Consider the following 17,042-nt stretch of genomic DNA (forward strand, 5'->3'; position numbering starts at 1 on the left):
GTAATGTTATGTATCCGCTTTCAAAATATGTAGTAGAAAGGTGGTTTTAAAAAATGAATCATACTCAATCACACAAGCTTACTGGCATACTAAAATTTCTCGTTCCATCACTTATTGGTGTATTTCTTTTTATGATTCCTGTCCCTTATAAAAGTGAAATGACTATTCCTGTAGCCATTTTAGCGAAGTGGGTCGAAGGGAATTTTGTTTCTGTCATCCCAGCCATCTCTGTTTTATTTATGTTTATCGCAACGATTGGCACAATTATCACAAAAATAGCACAGCCTTCTTTTATAATGAATAGCTCGTTTCTTCGTCGATTATTTGATGTCAATGGTTTGTTTGTCGTTGCCCGTATCGTTGGTACAATTTTAGGGGCAATGACATTATGGAAAATTGGTCCGGAATGGGTATGGTCAGAAAATACAGGTGCTTTGTTGTTATATAGTTTAATTCCGATTTTGTTTTCTGTCTTTTTATTTGCAGGATTATTTTTGCCGTTACTTTTAGATTTCGGCTTACTCGAATTGTGTGGTGCACTTTTAACAAAAATTATGCGTCCCGTATTTAAATTACCTGGTCGTTCATCTATCGACTGTATCGCTTCTTGGTTAGGGGATGGAACAATTGGCGTGTTGTTAACGAATAAGCAATATGAAGACGGCTTTTATACGAAGCGAGAGGCAGCAGTGATCGGAACGACCTTCTCTGTCGTTTCAATTACATTTAGCATTGTCGTCATTACGTATATGAAGCTTGAACATATGTTTGGAGCGTACTATTTTACTATCGTCGTTGCCGGTCTCGTAGCAGCGATCATTATGCCGCGTATCCCGCCATTATCTAAAAAACCAGATACGTATTATCATGAACATCACGTACCAGTCGATGAAACAGTACCAGCTGGGTACACACCTTTTCAATGGGGACTAAAACAAGCAACAGACGTTGCTAAGCGCAATAGCGATATGGGGAAACTATTAAAAAACGGCATACAAACAGTCATTGATATGTGGTTAGGTGTATTACCTGTCGTCATGGCGATTGGAACAGTTGCATTAATTATTGCCGAAACAACACCGGTGTTTGAATGGCTCGGTAAACCGTTTGTACCACTTTTGACACTCCTACAAGTACCAGAAGCATCAGCTGCTGCACAAACGATGGTTGTTGGCTTTGCAGACATGTTTTTACCTGCCATTATCGGTAGCGGCATTGAAAGTGAATTTACTCGCTTCGTTATTGCTTGCGTTTCCGTAACACAGCTGATTTATATGTCTGAAGTAGGTGGATTGCTGCTCGCATCTAAACTACCAATTACGTTTAAAGATTTAGTTGTTATTTTCTTGCTTCGCACACTCATTACATTGCCAATTATCGTTTTTATAGCGCATTTCATCTTTTAAAGTAAAAGGGCGATCGTCTCGCCCTTTTTTATTTTTCCTCCATTTGTCCAACCCAATAGCACGATTGTTTCATAATATACAGAGAGGTGACAATATATGTTTAAGAAACATATGGGAAAAACAATCGGTTTATTCATTAGTCAACTTGTATTATTTTCGGAAGCGATCGCTATGAGCGATACGATTGATGTAACACAATTACATGGAACGGAATTATATGTTGTCGTCGGTTTTTATGTATTCCAAACCATTGTAGGTATTTATTTTGGTAATCGTTATGATCGAAAAACTTGCGTCAAAGATTTAATATATCAGCTAAAAAGCAAAGACTTTGCTACAAGTACATTTGAAAAAATCGCAGCACTCGTTGATCGTGATCCAGATAGTCGGTTAACCATTTATTTACTCCGCACGAAACAAAATAGCCAACCACAACAAAAAGCAGCATTTGAACAACTTTTAGTCGAAGAAACACGAAAAAGCGACATTATCGCTAAATGGTCAAATGATGAATACTTGATTATTGCTGTCGAAAACGCCGCCAAACCCTCTACACTAATTGAACGAATCAAGCAAAATAGTCCTGTATCTTTTCTTGTCGGTTATGCGACATATCCGGTCGAAGGAGAGCAATTGCAGCAGCTTTTACAAGTCGCAAAAGAGCGCATGTATGCTACACGGACGACAAAATAAGCGGTTCAACATATATAAAAAATCGTTTGTCCATTTCGACAAATTATGATAAGATGACGGCAAAGGCATTTCACCACACTCCTCTTCATATTCCTCGCCAGAAATGCCATATACCCCTAAGATGAAAGGTAGGTGAATCAGGCGTGCAAGAACAACTTCTCCTTCAACTTGTTAACCTCGTTCAAAACTTAGCAGAAGACATGCAATGGATGAAACAAGAGATTCAGACAATGAAGCAAGAGATTCAGACAATGAAACAAGAGATTCAGACAATGAAACAAGAGATTCAGACAATGAAACAAGAAATTGGTGAATTAAAAGCAATCGTTCATAGACATGACGAAGATATTCGTTGGTTGAAAGAGCAAATGAAGGAAAATACAGCAATGATTAAAGCCATCCGAGACAACCAGCTAGAGCAACGTAGCATTCAAGATGCAATGCGCCATGAAATTGCTCACATCCGAGGAGAAATGGCCACAAAACAGGACATCGCTTACATTCACGAACGACTCGACTATCAACTTGGTCGTATTGCACGCACAGAAGAAGAATTGCACATGTTAAAAAAGGCAAATTAAGAAAAAAACGTCGTTCCGCGTGATAGGAACGACGTTTTTCGGCTAACTTCTCAACATATGAAACACTTGCTCGACATCTTTATCGCCACGCCCCGATAAGTTGACGATCATGATTTGATCAGAATTGAGCGTCGGAGCCAATTTCATTGCATATGCAACGGCATGAGCACTCTCTAAAGCCGGTATAATTCCTTCTGTTTTTGAAAGCGTTTGAAATGCTTCTAATACTTCCTCGTTCGTGACCGTATAATATTCCGCTCGACTTGATGTTTTTAAAAAACTATGTTCTGGTCCGATTCCCGGATAATCAAGTCCCGCGGCAATAGAATATGTTGGTTGTGGATTTCCTTCTTCATCAAGCAAAACGAGACATTTAAAACCATGAATGACCGCAGGAACGCCTTTTGTGAGCGTAGCGGCCCGCTCAGGTTCGACACCGATTAAGCGCACACTCGGTTCATCGATATAATGAGCAAAAGCACCAATGGCATTACTGCCACCACCTACACAAGCGATCACGACATCGGGCAAACGTCCTTCTTTCTCGATCATTTGCCGCTTACTTTCTTCACTAATAATAGACTGGAAATGCTTCACGATCGTCGGATACGGATGTGGTCCAACCGCTGAGCCAAGCAAATAAAATGTATGTTCATAGTTTTGGACATAGTCGTTTAACGCCTCATCAACTGCATCTTTCAATCTTCCTTGTCCCTTCGATACAGAAACGACTTTCGCCCCTAACAGCTCCATCCGAAAAACGTTTAATGCTTGCCGTCTCGTATCTTCTTCCCCCATATAAATCACACAATCCATCCCAAACATTGCACAAGCTGTCGCTGTCGCCACACCGTGCTGTCCTGCTCCTGTTTCAGCAATAATACGCTTAGCACCCATTCGTCTCGCTAATAAAATTTGCCCGATGACATTGTTAATTTTATGGGAACCGGTATGATTTAAATCTTCTCGTTTTAAATAAATTTTCGCTCCACCAAGTTTTTCAGTTAACCTTGAAGCAAATGTGAGCGGATTTTCTCGTCCGACGTACTCTTTTAAATAAAACGTAAATTCCTCATGAAATGTAGGATCGTCCTTGTATTTTAAAAACTGTGCCTCTAAATAGTCTAACGCTTCCTGTAACGCCGGTGGTACAAAGCTTCCACCAAATTCTCCGAAATACCCTCTTCTCTGCTCAACTACGCTCATCTTCTTTCCCCTCTCTATTTTCAAATTTACTACAAGCATACCTATCTTTTTATCAGAAGTCAATGAATATTCAGAATTTTATTCTTTCACTTTTTCTAAAAATGTTAACATATGCTGAATATATTCATCTTTATACATCGCAAAACTTTTCACATGTTTCGCTTTGTCGGTAAGCCAAAGCTCAAATACGTCTGGATGTTTGTTATACATTTTTACACTTTCTTCATATGGGATGGACGGGTCGGCTTTGCTATGAATGAATAAAATGGGACGCGGCGCAATCGCATCGACCGCTTGAATCGGAACGGATTCCGCTGGATCTAAATCAGTAATCATCGGAATAAGGGTAATGATTAAGTACGTAAACGGCACGTTTGGTAAGTTCGTCCATACAGGCATATATGTCCGCAAATATCCTTCTAAATCGCTAAACGCACTGTCAGCAATAACGGCTCTAACATCTTCATCCATACCTGCCGCTAAAATTGAGGTTGCCGCCCCCATGGACACTCCGTAAAGCACAATGGGTTCGGGATAATGTTGTTTCGCATAATCAATGACACCGAGCAAATCATATTTTTCTTTCGCGCCAATCGTTGTCATCTCCCCTTCCGATTCACCGCTGGCGCGGAAGTCAAACATGATGATGCGATACCCTTCGTCTGTTAACGCTTTAGCAATTGGTAAAAACGGCACGTTTGGTTCGTAACGATTCCCACCGTAACCGTGGGAAAAAATAATGGTCATCTTCGCTTGTTTCGTCGGTTCTATGATCCAGCCTTTTAGCTTTAGTCCTCCGTCTTTACTTGTAAATGTTACATTTTGATAAGCCATTTCGTAATCTTTTGGTGTCTCAACGACCGCTTTTCGCTCTTTATGCGTCAAATTCCAGCCGACATAAATCGAAATGGCAACACATGCGATCACCGCAAGAAATAATACTCCGATGAGTGATGGTACAAGCCACTTTTTTGTCTTTCGTTGCCTTTCCACCTGTATTTGCATCGTTCTCACCTCTCTCTTTTTTCCCATTATATCGCGAACAAAAACAACAATGAACAAAAATGTATATCAATATGATACAATAAATAAAATGTCTTTCGCGGAAGGAATGAGACTGTTGGCTTTTACACATACATTTACAAAAGAAGAAGAAATCGTTCATGCAATTACGCATGGGATCGGTGCACTATTTAGTATCGCAGCGCTCGTCGTGCTTACCGTTTTTGCTTCACTGCACGGAAACGCTTGGCACATTGTTAGTTTTACGTTATTTGGAACTACGATGTTGATTTTGTATTTATCATCGACAATCGTGCACGCCTTGCCAGAAGGACGATGGAAACGGGTATTCGAAATTTTTGACCACTCGGCCATTTACTTCTTTATCGCAGGCACATATACACCGTTTTTATTTTTAGCAGTAAAAGGAACAATCGGTTGGACGTTATTTGGCATCGTCTGGGGGCTGGCGCTCATTGGAACAGTATTTAAATGCTTTTTCGTCAATCGCTTTTTATACACATCGACAATGATTTATGTTGTGATGGGTTGGTTAATTGTATTTGCATGGCAACCGCTCGTTTCCGGTCTTTCACGAGAAGGAGTCGTGTATTTAGTGAGCGGTGGTATTTTATACACGATCGGTGCGATTTTTTACGTATGGCGAGGGTTTAAATTTCATCATGCCGTTTGGCATATGTTTGTGTTAGGTGGATCTGTCGCACACTTTTTCGCAGTGTTTGTATTGCTATAAGGCAAGGAACCGATTTGGTTCCTTGCCTTTTTCTTTATACTTCGACTTCCCTCGTTTCATTCATCACTAAATCAAAATGACGAACCGATAACATCTCGTCATCGAATAAATCGCATCCCCAAATATGCTGTAAAAAAAGGCGAGCGATGATTTGTTTTCGTTCGCTTTCTTCCGCTTCTTTTAACGCGACGACACTTACATACAAGTCGCAAAGGCGGTTGGCGATTTTTTTGGCGTGATACGTTTGCACGTCTTCATGTTGTCCGTGCAGTTTTTGAAGCGACTGCACCAATTCATACAGCCCGCTTTCCACCGGTTTAGCAAATGCACGTATTTCGCTAGGAAGTGCAGCTAGTTGTTCGCTTATTGTTTGAATAAATGTTTCATGAATGCGATATTTGCGGATAAGACGCAACACTTCGAGTCCTAAAATGTTTGCTGTTCCTTCCCACACCGTCAACACTTGTGCGTCGCGAAGCAAACGCGGCGTGACAAAATCTTCGATATAGCCGTTGCCACCGTGCATTTCAATCGCTTCATGGGCAAATGCAATCGCTTCTTCGGCTGTGCGCATTTTTAAAAGTGCAATTAATAAACGATTCCATGCTTTCTCTTGCTCAGATGCGTGATCTGGCGCGCGCATCACACGGTCAAAAAAGGAGATTAGCTCAAAACAAGCGCTCGTTTGTACTTCTTGACGCGCCGTTAAGTTCGCAAGCGTTTCTTTCACCATCGGATACGATGTAAGTGTATGCCCAAATGCTTGTCGATTTTCCGCATATTGCTTCGCTTCTTCTAGCGCTCGCTTCATGATACCAATCGAGGCGACGGCATTGCAGACACGCGATAAGTTGAGCGCTTCCATCATATAATAAAATCCTTTTTTCGCATCGCCAATTAAATAAGCTTTCGCTCCTTCAAATACAACTTCCGCTGACGGCACAGCGCGAACGCCAAGTTTATCTTTGAGGCGGCGAATGTGAATGCCGTTTAACACCCCGTCATCATTACGCCACGGCACTAAAAATAAACTAAGCCCTTTTGTTCCCGGCTCGCTTCCGTCGATGCGGGCAAGCACTAAGGCAACACCGCACATGCCAGCGTTGCTCGCAAAATATTTTTCCCCATAAATTTCGTAATGGTCGCCGCACAAAACGGCGCGCACTTCATTGGCGCCAACGTCGGAACCGCCTTGCCGTTCCGTTAGAAACGTCGCCCCTTCATACAACTCGACTTCCCCTGTCGAAATGACGTGCGGCAAATATTTTGCTTTGATTCGTTCGTCCGCAAAATGCTCTAACACGTACGCCGTTGCCATCGTAAGCGTCACCGGGCAATAAAAACCCGGTTCGACTTGTGATAGCAAATAGCCTTGGGCATAGGAATAAATGTAGTTTCCAACGCGGCCAAGCGCGGGAATCGGTTTATGGACATAGCCGACAATGCCTGTTTCATACGCTTCTTTCACCGTTTGCTTATACCCTTCGTTCACCCATATTTCGGAAATATCGTTGCCAAAACGGTCATATTTGATAAGCCGCGGCTGGCCTTCACGGTCTGTATGTACCGCGCGTCGGTCGATATCGGTCATGCAACGTTGCCAAAACTTCTCTAACTCTTCTTCCGCATACGCAAAAAATTCTTTGTCTAAATATTTTTTTAAATTAGCAAGTAAGTTCGGATCAACTTCTTGTAGCCGTTTCATGATCCATCCCCCTCAACACTTGTTTTAATATTTTCCCTGTCGCATTGCGCGGCAGTTCATGAATGGCTTCGTAAAGTTTTGGAATTTTATAGTCTGCGAGTTTATCCGAAAGAAAACGTTTACATTCTTCCGCAAGCTGCTCAATTGGCTCTTTTGTTACAACAAACGCTTTCACCGTTTCACCCCATTCACGATGCGGCACACCAACAACCGCTACATCGACAATCGCTGGATGCAGCTTTAGTGCATCTTCCACTTCTTTTGGGTAAATGTTCACCCCGCCGGAAATGATCATATCTTTTTTTCGATCGACGATCCAAATGTACCCATCTTCGTCACGGCGCGCTAAATCGCCTGTATATAGCCAGCCGTTTTTCACCGTTTCCGCTGTTTTTTCTTCGTCTTTATAATAGCCTTTCATAATTCCTTCTCCAGCTAAGACGACTTCACCAATTTCGCCAGGTGGAACTTCTTTGCCGTGTTCATCGACAATTTTCACTTCGCAATGAAGGGCAGCATCTTTGCCCACGCTCCCTGCCTTTGTCGCGTGTTCTTCTGGCGATAAATACGTCCCGTTCGGACCGGCTTCCGTTAGTCCATACAAACACATGAGTCGATCGGTGCGAAACTGTTTGGCGACAAATTGCACTTCCTTTGCCGATAGCGGTGCGCCGCCATACGTCCAATATTGGACGGACGATAAATCGTATTCGTGAAGGCGTGGATGTTGTGCCGTGAGTAAATAAGCGACTGGTGCTCCGAAAAAGTGGGTAATTTCGTGTTTCGTAATCAGTTGTAGCAATGCTTCTGGGGAAAACGTTGCTGATAACACATGGGTGGCCCCGACGTACATGCCGCCGATAAAAAATAAATGAAGCGGTGCGGAATGGCTAAGCGGCATCATATGCAATAGGCGGCTATGTTTATCCATTTTCGTTTCGAGCGCCATCATCGTTGCGACGGCTAAAATATTGCGGTACGTGAACAAGACCCCTTTCGGGCGACCTGTCGTTCCTGACGTGTATAAAATCGTCGCTTCGTCATCTTCGTTCAGCGAGCAAACGATCGGGAACGTATGGCCGTTTGCAATGAGCTGCGTGAGCGAACGCCAACCGTCTGTTGCCTCTCCTGTTTTCACCCAAATGACATCAACTGTATGGACAAGCGAGGCAAGTTCTTGATAAATCCAATCGTGCGCGATGACAGCTTTTGCTTCGCTATGTTCGATAATGTATTGTACTTCTTGGGCAGTTAGCCGCGCATTAACGGGCACGGTGATTGCGCCAAGGCGTAAGACAGCAAAATATGCATATACAAACTCTTTCGTGTTCGGCATATACAATACGACTTTATCGCCTTGTGTGATGCCTAGCGAAGCGAGCGAAGAGGCGAGACGATTAACTGTATCATCTACTTCTTGATAAGAAAACGATACGTCGCCATCAATTAGTGCTATTTTATTCGGAAACTTTCGCGCATTGCGCGCTAACAACTCAGAAATGTTCATTCGCTTCCCTCCAGTTTTTGTAATCGTTCACGAAAGTCCGTCAAAATCGACTCCATTTCTTGTTTTAACTGCATTAAATCCTCAATCCGCTCCGTCACCTCCTTTAACTTTTGCTCGCCATATGCGATTGTTTTTTCCAGCTGTTTTCGACCGGTGCGATCGTTATCAAACAAGCTAATCATTTCATGAATTTCATCTAATGAAAAGCCGAACCGTTTCCCTCGTAAAATAAGCTTTAAAACAGCTCGGTCCTTTTTCGTATACAGCCGCTGACCCGACTCAGTACGAATTGGTGAAATGAGCCCGCGCTCTTCATAATAGCGAATCGTTCGTGTGCTAACATCAAACTGCTCGGCAAGTTGGGAGATCGTATAATAGTTCATCCTCTTCACCTTTTTTTAAATTTTCTGAATTTTATTTTAGTTTACGTTTACGTAAAAGTCAACGAAAAATGTTTATTCATATCAAAAGTACATTTGCTATAATGGTAACAACCATATTCAGAAAGGTGGGAGGACGATATGGCCTTTCCGCAAGAGCGAAAACCGTTTACGTACGCAGAGTATGTACAGCTTAGCGATGGTGATCGTTATGAAATGATCGATGGAAAGCTTTACAACATGGCACCAGCTCCTACTCCGAAACACCAACAGGTGGTCACGCTACTTAGCGCGGAGTTTGTCACGCATTTACGTGGGAAAACATGCCGTGTATTCGTTTCTCCGATCGATGTTTGTTTTTCTAATGACGAATGGGTTCAACCTGATATTGTCATCGTCTGCGATTCGAACAAAATTAGCGATGACCGCATTATTGGGGCACCTGACATCATTGTCGAAGTGCTATCGCCGTCTACCGCAAAAAAAGATCGTTTAATTAAATATAGACGATACGAACAAGCAGAGGTGCGCGAATATTGGATTGTTGACCCCGTTCATGAGTATGTGGAAGTACATGTGCTAAAAGACGGAGCATATCAACTTTACGGTACGTATTTTAAAGGAGACGCGATTCCTGTTCAGCTATTTGGTCATTTTTGGATTCATACAGACAATATTTTTCTCTCACAATGAAAAAGAGGAGCATGTCTAAGGCTGTTGCCAAACGGCAACAGCCTTGCTTATACGTTCGAATGTTCCCATTGTTTTGCAAGTTCAATAAAGAAAGAAAGTGCTTCAGGGTTTGCCATTGAGCCGACGTTCACCGCTTTTTCGAGCGGAAAACCTAATAAAAGTTTGCGAATCGGGATTTCCATTTTCTTTCCGTTTAACGTTTTTGGGATTTGGTCGACTTGGTAAATCGCATCCGGAATAAAGCGCGGCGATACGTACGCTTTAATAGCTTCTTTCACTCGTTGTTTTAACGCATCGTCTAGCTCTACCCCTGGCTGAAGGACGACAAACAATGGCATAAACGATTTCCGGCCCATCACTTCTAAGTCAATGACTAAGCTGTCGAGAATGCCATCAACCGTTTCAACAGCACGATAAATTTCGCTCGTGCCCATCCGCACGCCCGCACGGTTAATCGTCGAATCGGAACGGCCGTAAATGACGCAGCTTCCTTCATCGTCAATTTTAATCCAGTCCCCATGTTTCCATACGCCTGGATACGTATCAAAATAGCTTTCGAGATAGCGGCAGTCGTTTTCATCGTTCCAGAAAAAAAGCGGCATCGACGGCATCGGTTCCGTGATGACTAATTCCCCGACTTCGTTGATCAGCGAACGTCCATGTTCATCAAACGCTTGCACATTCGCCCCAAGCGAACGGCATTGTAGCATGCCGGCACGAACCGGCAGCACCGGCGACCCACCGACAAATGCGGTGCATACATCCGTTCCGCCGCTGCATGAAGCGAGCCAAACATCTTTCACATGTTCATATACCCAAAGAAACCCTTCGGTCGTCAGCGGCGATCCTGTTGACAAAACCGCTTGCAAATGAGAAAAATCGTAGGTATCTTTCGGCCGAATGCCTTGTTTCATGCAGACGTTAATAAACGCTGCGCTTGTGCCAAAATGGGTGATTTTTGCTTTTTCGGCAAGTTCCCATAACACGTTCGCATCTGGAAACGTCGGGCTTCCGTCGTAAAGTACGACTGTTGCCCCGACTAACAGCCCGCCAACTAAAAAGTTCCACATCATCCAACCAGTCGTCGTAAACCAGAAAAACGTGCGATCGCGTGTAAGATTACATTCAATGGATAAAATTTTTACATGCTCTAATAAAATGCCGCCATGTCCTTGTACAATTGGCTTTGGCAACCCGGTTGTCCCGGAAGAATATAAAATCCAAAGCGGATGAGCAAACGGCACTTGTTCATATATAAGTTCGCCTTCTTCTTTCAACACGTCCGTCCATAACAAAACAGACGCATCCCACGCTTTTACATCGTCACGCAAATAAGGAACGACAATCGTCTTTTTCAACGATGGCAGTTTTTCTTGTAATTCTTTAACAATAGGCACTTTGTCAAACGTTTTTCCGTTATATTGACAACCGTCCACCGCAAACAAAATCGTCGGCTCAATTTGTTGGAAGCGGTCAATGACGCTATTAGCGCCAAAATCTGGCGAGCAACTTGACCATATCGCGCCAATGCTGGCGCACGCCAAAAACGCAACGACTGTCTCGGGAATGTTCGGCATATAAGCAACAACGCGATCGCCTTGTTTTACGCCAAGTTTTTTTAGTGCCGAAGCGACCGCCGCCGTTTGTTGTTTTAACTCTTCCCACGTCACTTCACGCAGTGAAACGCGCTCAGAACGAAACAAAAGCGCTGGCTTCTTCTGCATGTTGCGAAAAATATGTTCCGCATAGTTTAACCGTGCCCCTGGAAACCAGTTTGCTCTCGGCATTTTACGCTCCTCAAGGACGCACGTATAAGGCGCGGACGATTGAATCTCCCCGTATTCCCACACTGTTTCCCAAAATTGTTCAAGTTTCTCGACCGACCATTTCCATAACTCCGCATGCGATTCAAACGTCAGCCCTTTATTCACCTCTAGCCAATTCATATACTTTTTTACACTTGATTGTTCGATTTGTTCTTTCGTTGGCGTCCATAAAATATCCCCATCCGTAACCGCTTTCATTTTCCAACCTCCCCTTTTTAAAAAGAAAGAAAATTAAGAACATTTTTATTATACTATATGTATAGATGAAAAAATATATAAAAAGACGCATGGCCTTTATTGCCACTGCGCCTTTTTATCCAAATACAATTTCTTGACGTTCATCGTCCCATTTCATCTCAACATATTTTTTTTCTTCATAAAACGTATACGTCCTTTTACCGAATTGCACAACAGTTCCTTCCCATGCGTGTTCAATATAAATGATCTCCCCTTTTGGCACAGCCAATACGGTTTTAATGCCGAGTGAAGATCCAACTTCTTTCACTTTCATTCCTTTTTGAGCATACGCTTCTCCACCGCGCAATACCCCATGAACCGTCAATGTTCCACCGGCATAAATATTGCAATTGTAACATCCTTTTCCTGTCACAATTACATCACCACTTCCATGAATGACGCTATTTAAAGCATAAGAAAGCTCTATCGCATCATTCTCTTCACGGTCATATTGTCCGATAAACGTATTAAGTTCACGCAGTAAATTTGCCATCCCTTCTAAACAATGAAAATGATTCGGGCGATCCGCAAGCAAACAGCTGTCCAACTGTGAACCGATGTCAAACCATTGTTCGCCGATTTGTTCCCGCTTTTGCTCACACATTGTTTTATACTGTTTCATCGCCTCCATCATTGTTTTAAATTTACTTTCCATCAACTTTTTCGTAATTGGATAAATATCTTGCTCACGAATTTTAGACATGACCATGAGTTGTTGAATAGCAACAATCATTCGCTCGAGTGAATGGCGAATTTGTTGTAATAAACCAACAAGCTGTGTAACAAGCATTTTATTTTCGCCTGATGTCACTGTACCGCCAATGACGTTTTGTTGAATAAAAATCGATTGTTGCGCACGAATTTTTGCTCGATTGACATTTTGTAAAATCATAATGCTACCAAGTGACTCAACAACCATTTCTTCTTGAACGTTTCCTGTAATCTCAACATCACCTTTAAAATAAATGTTTCCGACTGATAAATCCACATCTCCTTGATGAACGAGCTTTGGAATAATCGAAACGACAACTGTATTTCCTTTTTTTGCAATTTGTGGTCGTCCCCCCTGTATAGCTAAAATTTTATTTTCTTCCATTGTTACCCCTTTACCAAGTTTAATCGTTACCGGATGCACTTCTTTCACAGGAATAACTTCGTTTGTCACCGTTAACCCTGGTTTCCCTTGTTGCGGGGGATGAACAACAGCAATTAAATCTCCTTCACCGACAGTCGCAATCGTTTCTATTTCCCTGTAATCAACCGTCCCGTCTTCACGAACTTTTGGCTTTTTTCTCCCCTCCCCTACTTTCACTTCCACCCAACCGTCTTTCCCTTCGATTGGTTCAATTCCTTTTGCGATCACAGCCGTTATTTTTTTCTCTGCCTGCAACGCCTCTCGAATAGCTTCTTCATTCACTCCATACACAATCCCTAATTCTTGGAGTTTCGCCACTACTTGCTCATATGACACATCGTAGATGAGTTCTGTATCCAATTTCGCTTGTATATGTAATTTGCTAGCTGGTTGCTGATCTTCAAGTACATATCGGCGCCGTACACCTGGTGCAAACGTCAGCGTTGCCTCTAGCTTTTTAGCATCTATGTCAATTTTCCAAATAGATTGGGCGATGCTTTCTTCTTTTGGATAAATGCGAACGTCGTCTCCTTCCTGCAACGTTATACTTCCTTCGATGACTTTCCCGTTATGTAAACAGATGACTCCTTCACCAACGACGATCGTTGGACCTACATGCACACATTCATAATGTAAAACACCGTCTTTTATCCACGCTTTACCTTCTATTTTTTGGATAACTGATTCAGTTTGTTGTTTTTTTGTCAGTCGGACAATAGCAGGTTGCGAAACGATACCAAACAACTTTTTACGCTCTTGTTGAATGATTTCGATGACAACATCTTCGCGCGTGACTTGAAGTTGTTTTAACCCTTCTTCAATCGCTTCTTCTACCGTTTGTCCTTTTACTTCGATGCCATCCATTTTTCCCCCGCCTTTTTTCTTATCATTTCCTATTATTTTTATTATAATAGTAAAAAGATAAAAGAAATAGTGAAAAAAGTCGGACAAAACGATGATTGTTGAAAAGGATGGTTCCATATGAGAAAACGATTTATGTTTAGTTCCATACTTTCCGTCAGTTTATTGTTCAGTGGTTGTGCACAAAAGGAAAATGATCATGTCGCTGAACATCAGACAGGCGATATTCGAGAAGAGACAGCCTCAATTCATGAACTTCCATCGTTTTTAGCATCTCACAATGAGTCGATGGCCCATTTATACGAACAAGTAGCAGCACATCGAGCATTGCTAGAAAACATTCCTTGTTATTGCGGTTGTGGCGAATCGGCAGGCCATGAAAATAATTATGATTGTTTTGTATATGAAAACAAAAGCAACGGTGCAATCGTCTGGGACGATCATGCGACAAAATGTGGCGTTTGTTTAGAAATCGCATCCATTTCAATCGAACAATATGAAAAAGGAATGTCAATCAAAGATATTCGACATTTCATTGATGAAACATATAAAGAGGGATATGCGAAACCAACACCAACAAAACCAATGTAAAAAACCGAGCCACTCGCTCGGTTTTCATCTTTTCGTTAATTGCCACGCTCGTTTGAGATCTTTCCAGGAAGACGCTTGATTGTACATCAGCACACCGCCACGGTATATTTTTGATCCGAACACGAATAAAAAGGCAATGGTTCCAACGAGCAAAATGAGACTAAGGGCAATTTCCCAAATTGGAACATTTAACATTCCAATTCTTAAAAACATAATCATCGGAGTAAAAAACGGGACAAAAGACATTACAGTAATAAACGGAGATTCTGGTACATTCAAACCAAACATCGCCATAATAAACGCGGCAACAACGAGCATCGTCACAGGACCGGCCATTTGTTGCACTTCTTCTACTCGGCTAACAATTGAACCAAGCACAGCAAATAACATCGCATATAACAAATAACCGAGCAAGAAAAAGACCATTCCGTATACAATTAAAGAAAGTGGTAGTTTTTCCATTCCAAGTAACTGACTTAACATATCGCTATTTTGCAACGATGTATAACCGACAGTGAGAATCACAACAAACTGCGTCAAACTCAACAAAGCAATCCCTAAAATTTTCCCGAATAATTGTTGAACGGGTGAAATACTTGAAATTAAAATTTCCATAATGCGTGATGACTTTTCTGTTGCCACTTCCATCATAATCATACTTCCGTACATTAACACGAACATATACATCGCAAACAGCAAAACGTACACGATCGTTCTAGCTTGATCTAATTGTTCTTCTGTTTTTGCGTGTTTTTCAAGCGCTACTTTTTCTATCGCAATCGGTGCATACAGTGCATTGATTTGGTCATATGTTAACCCGATTTGTTTTGCCATCATCACAATTTTTACTTGCTGTAGTGCTTGCTCAATTTCATGCGTGACATCACTGTCCGCAATATTTTTTGCATAATATGCCACTTTTAGTTGTCCGTTCTGTACATGAAGTACAATATACGCATACCACTTTTCTGTTTGAACATATTTTTTCGCTTGTTCTTCATTTTCATTGTGGCGAACAAGTTTTATTTCTTTATTTGACTGCATTTGTGCTTGCAATGCTTCATACCATCCGTTCGTTTGATCGATCACACCAATTGTTTTTTGACCATTATCGCTAAACGCTTCAATGATGCGATCTAACTGACCAATACCAAATATAATGAGAGCAGTAATCATGGTTGAAATGAAAAAAGATTTTGATTTTAATTTCGTCATATACGTATGAGCAAAAACAATCCAAAATTTATTGTTCATACGCCGCACCTACTTTCTCAATAAAAATGTCGTTAAGCGACGGTTCTTCTAACGAAAACGTACGAATGAATCCTTTTGCATAAATATGTTCAAGAATGTGCTGCGATACGTGTTCATCAGCTATTTGCAAACGAACTCCTTCAACCGTTTTCTCCATTTTCAATACGCCTGGAATTTTTCCTAACGTTTCAAACGGTAACTCTCCGTGAATGATCACATTTTTTTTACCGAAAGATCTCTTTAACTCTTTTATTGATCCGTGCACAATCGGTTTTCCTTTATGCATAATGCATATATGTTCACATAGTTGTTCGACATGTTCCATCCGATGACTGGAAAAGACAATTGTTGTTCCTTTTTGCTGTAAGTCAATCACTGCTCCTTTTAACATTTCTACATTTACTGGATCTAGTCCGCTAAACGGTTCGTCTAAAATAAGCAATGACGGACGATGTAATACCGCGGCGATAAATTGAATTTTTTGTTGATTGCCCTTTGATAATTGTTCTACTTTTTGATGTTCGTATTGTGGTATTTTAAAACGCTCAAGCCAATGACGCATTTCTTTTACAATGTCTTCTTTATGTAACCCTCGCAATCTTCCTAAATAAATGAGTTGTTCTCTTACTTTTAACTTTGGGTACAATCCTCTTTCTTCCGGCAAATATCCAATGAGATGGCTATGCTTATATGTGATGCGTTCACCGTTCCATGTAATCTCCCCTTTCGTCGGCTCAAGCAACCCTAAAATCATTCGAAATGTTGTCGTTTTTCCTGCTCCATTCGCTCCAAGAAACCCAAACATACGCTGTTCTGGAATCGATAATGTTACGTCATCTACTGCTACAAACGAACCAAACTGTTTTGTCACATGTTTTAAAACTAAACCCATGTTTCTCACTCCTCCTTTATTTCATTATAACGTATAAATCTAGGTAAAAGTTTCATATATTTACTTTTTATGTTCCAAAAATGATGAGAAACATACTTCTTTCTTGTCCGTCATTCATTTATAATGAAAAATAAAGAGGAGGTGAAGCAAAGTGGAGAAAGAAACAATGGTAAAAGAAATTGTGAAAGCGCTCGAACTATTCTCAGACAAAATTCATGCTGAAATGCAAGAGATGGGCAACCAGCTCCGGACGGAAATGCATGAGTTGGGAAGCCAACTAGGGGCGGAAATGGAGGATTTGGTCCACCAAAGGCGCGCG

Annotated in this window: 15 protein-coding genes; 6 read left to right on the forward strand and 9 right to left on the reverse strand. The window is 41.6% G+C overall.

What is annotated here, in order from left to right:
- Positions 1-53: 53 nt before the first annotated feature.
- From EKC99_RS10005 to EKC99_RS10015, 3 genes are all read left to right on the forward strand, one after another.
- Positions 54-1,406 (forward strand): YjiH family protein, encoded by a 1,353-nt coding sequence (locus tag EKC99_RS10005; RefSeq protein WP_163151720.1) that lies wholly within the window; start codon positions 54-56, stop codon positions 1,404-1,406.
- Between the two features lie 96 nt (positions 1,407-1,502).
- Positions 1,503-2,099 (forward strand): nucleotidyl cyclase domain-containing protein, encoded by a 597-nt coding sequence (locus tag EKC99_RS10010; protein ID WP_163151722.1) that lies wholly within the window; start codon positions 1,503-1,505, stop codon positions 2,097-2,099.
- Positions 2,100-2,242: 143 nt separating this feature from the next.
- On the forward strand, positions 2,243-2,680 hold the full coding sequence (locus EKC99_RS10015; protein WP_205597808.1) for a hypothetical protein: 438 nt from the start codon (positions 2,243-2,245) through the stop codon (positions 2,678-2,680).
- Between the two features lie 42 nt (positions 2,681-2,722).
- Here the strand turns inward: EKC99_RS10015 and trpB are convergent, their stop codons facing one another.
- Positions 2,723-3,886 (reverse strand): tryptophan synthase subunit beta, encoded by a 1,164-nt coding sequence (trpB, locus tag EKC99_RS10020; RefSeq protein WP_163151724.1) that lies wholly within the window; start codon positions 3,884-3,886, stop codon positions 2,723-2,725.
- 78 nt (positions 3,887-3,964) lie between these two features.
- Positions 3,965-4,891, reverse strand: coding sequence for an alpha/beta hydrolase (locus EKC99_RS10025; RefSeq protein ID WP_163151726.1), 927 nt, complete (start codon positions 4,889-4,891; stop codon positions 3,965-3,967).
- A gap of 115 nt (positions 4,892-5,006) precedes the next feature.
- Between EKC99_RS10025 and trhA the strand changes: the two genes are divergently transcribed.
- Positions 5,007-5,642 carry a PAQR family membrane homeostasis protein TrhA gene (gene trhA, locus EKC99_RS10030; protein WP_163151728.1) on the forward strand — a complete coding sequence of 212 codons (636 nt, stop codon included), beginning with the start codon at positions 5,007-5,009 and terminating at the stop codon, positions 5,640-5,642.
- Between the two features lie 34 nt (positions 5,643-5,676).
- On the opposite strand, the gene EKC99_RS10035 is transcribed toward trhA, so the two are convergent.
- The 3 genes from EKC99_RS10035 to EKC99_RS10045 are packed head-to-tail and all read right to left on the reverse strand — an operon-like array spanning position 5,677 to position 9,237.
- Positions 5,677-7,347 carry an acyl-CoA dehydrogenase family protein gene (locus tag EKC99_RS10035; protein WP_163151730.1) on the reverse strand — a complete coding sequence of 557 codons (1,671 nt, stop codon included), beginning with the start codon at positions 7,345-7,347 and terminating at the stop codon, positions 5,677-5,679.
- Positions 7,325-8,854, reverse strand: coding sequence for a class I adenylate-forming enzyme family protein (locus EKC99_RS10040; RefSeq protein ID WP_163151732.1), 1,530 nt, complete (start codon positions 8,852-8,854; stop codon positions 7,325-7,327). The genes EKC99_RS10035 and EKC99_RS10040 overlap by 23 nt, the downstream gene beginning before the upstream one ends.
- Positions 8,851-9,237 carry a MerR family transcriptional regulator gene (locus tag EKC99_RS10045; RefSeq protein WP_163151733.1) on the reverse strand — a complete coding sequence of 129 codons (387 nt, stop codon included), beginning with the start codon at positions 9,235-9,237 and terminating at the stop codon, positions 8,851-8,853. Before EKC99_RS10045 ends, EKC99_RS10040 begins: the two co-directional genes overlap by 4 nt.
- A 138-nt stretch (positions 9,238-9,375) precedes the next feature.
- On the opposite strand from EKC99_RS10045, the gene EKC99_RS10050 reads away from it, so the two are divergent.
- On the forward strand, positions 9,376-9,927 hold the full coding sequence (locus EKC99_RS10050; protein WP_163151735.1) for a Uma2 family endonuclease: 552 nt from the start codon (positions 9,376-9,378) through the stop codon (positions 9,925-9,927).
- Positions 9,928-9,974: 47 nt separating this feature from the next.
- Here EKC99_RS10050 and EKC99_RS10055 read toward each other — a convergent pair whose 3' ends face one another.
- Complete coding sequence (locus EKC99_RS10055) at positions 9,975-11,951, reverse strand: acetoacetate--CoA ligase (protein WP_163151737.1); 1,977 nt, start codon at positions 11,949-11,951, stop codon at positions 9,975-9,977.
- Between the two features lie 115 nt (positions 11,952-12,066).
- Positions 12,067-13,989, reverse strand: a complete 1,923-nt coding sequence (locus EKC99_RS10060) for a FapA family protein (protein ID WP_163151739.1) — start codon at positions 13,987-13,989, stop codon at positions 12,067-12,069.
- Between the two features lie 117 nt (positions 13,990-14,106).
- Between EKC99_RS10060 and EKC99_RS10065 the strand changes: the two genes are divergently transcribed.
- Positions 14,107-14,577 (forward strand): PCYCGC motif-containing (lipo)protein, encoded by a 471-nt coding sequence (locus EKC99_RS10065; protein WP_163151741.1) that lies wholly within the window; start codon positions 14,107-14,109, stop codon positions 14,575-14,577.
- Between the two features lie 24 nt (positions 14,578-14,601).
- Here EKC99_RS10065 and EKC99_RS10070 read toward each other — a convergent pair whose 3' ends face one another.
- Both EKC99_RS10070 and EKC99_RS10075 read right to left on the reverse strand, forming a co-directional pair.
- On the reverse strand, positions 14,602-15,831 hold the full coding sequence (locus tag EKC99_RS10070; RefSeq protein ID WP_163151743.1) for an ABC transporter permease: 1,230 nt from the start codon (positions 15,829-15,831) through the stop codon (positions 14,602-14,604).
- Positions 15,821-16,723 (reverse strand): ABC transporter ATP-binding protein, encoded by a 903-nt coding sequence (locus tag EKC99_RS10075; protein ID WP_163151745.1) that lies wholly within the window; start codon positions 16,721-16,723, stop codon positions 15,821-15,823. Before EKC99_RS10075 ends, EKC99_RS10070 begins: the two co-directional genes overlap by 11 nt.
- Positions 16,724-17,042: the final 319 nt, after the last annotated feature.

Origin of the sequence: Anoxybacillus sp. MB8 (assembly GCF_011006755.1) — a bacterium.
Lineage (GTDB): Bacteria > Bacillota > Bacilli > Bacillales > Anoxybacillaceae > Anoxybacillus > Anoxybacillus gonensis.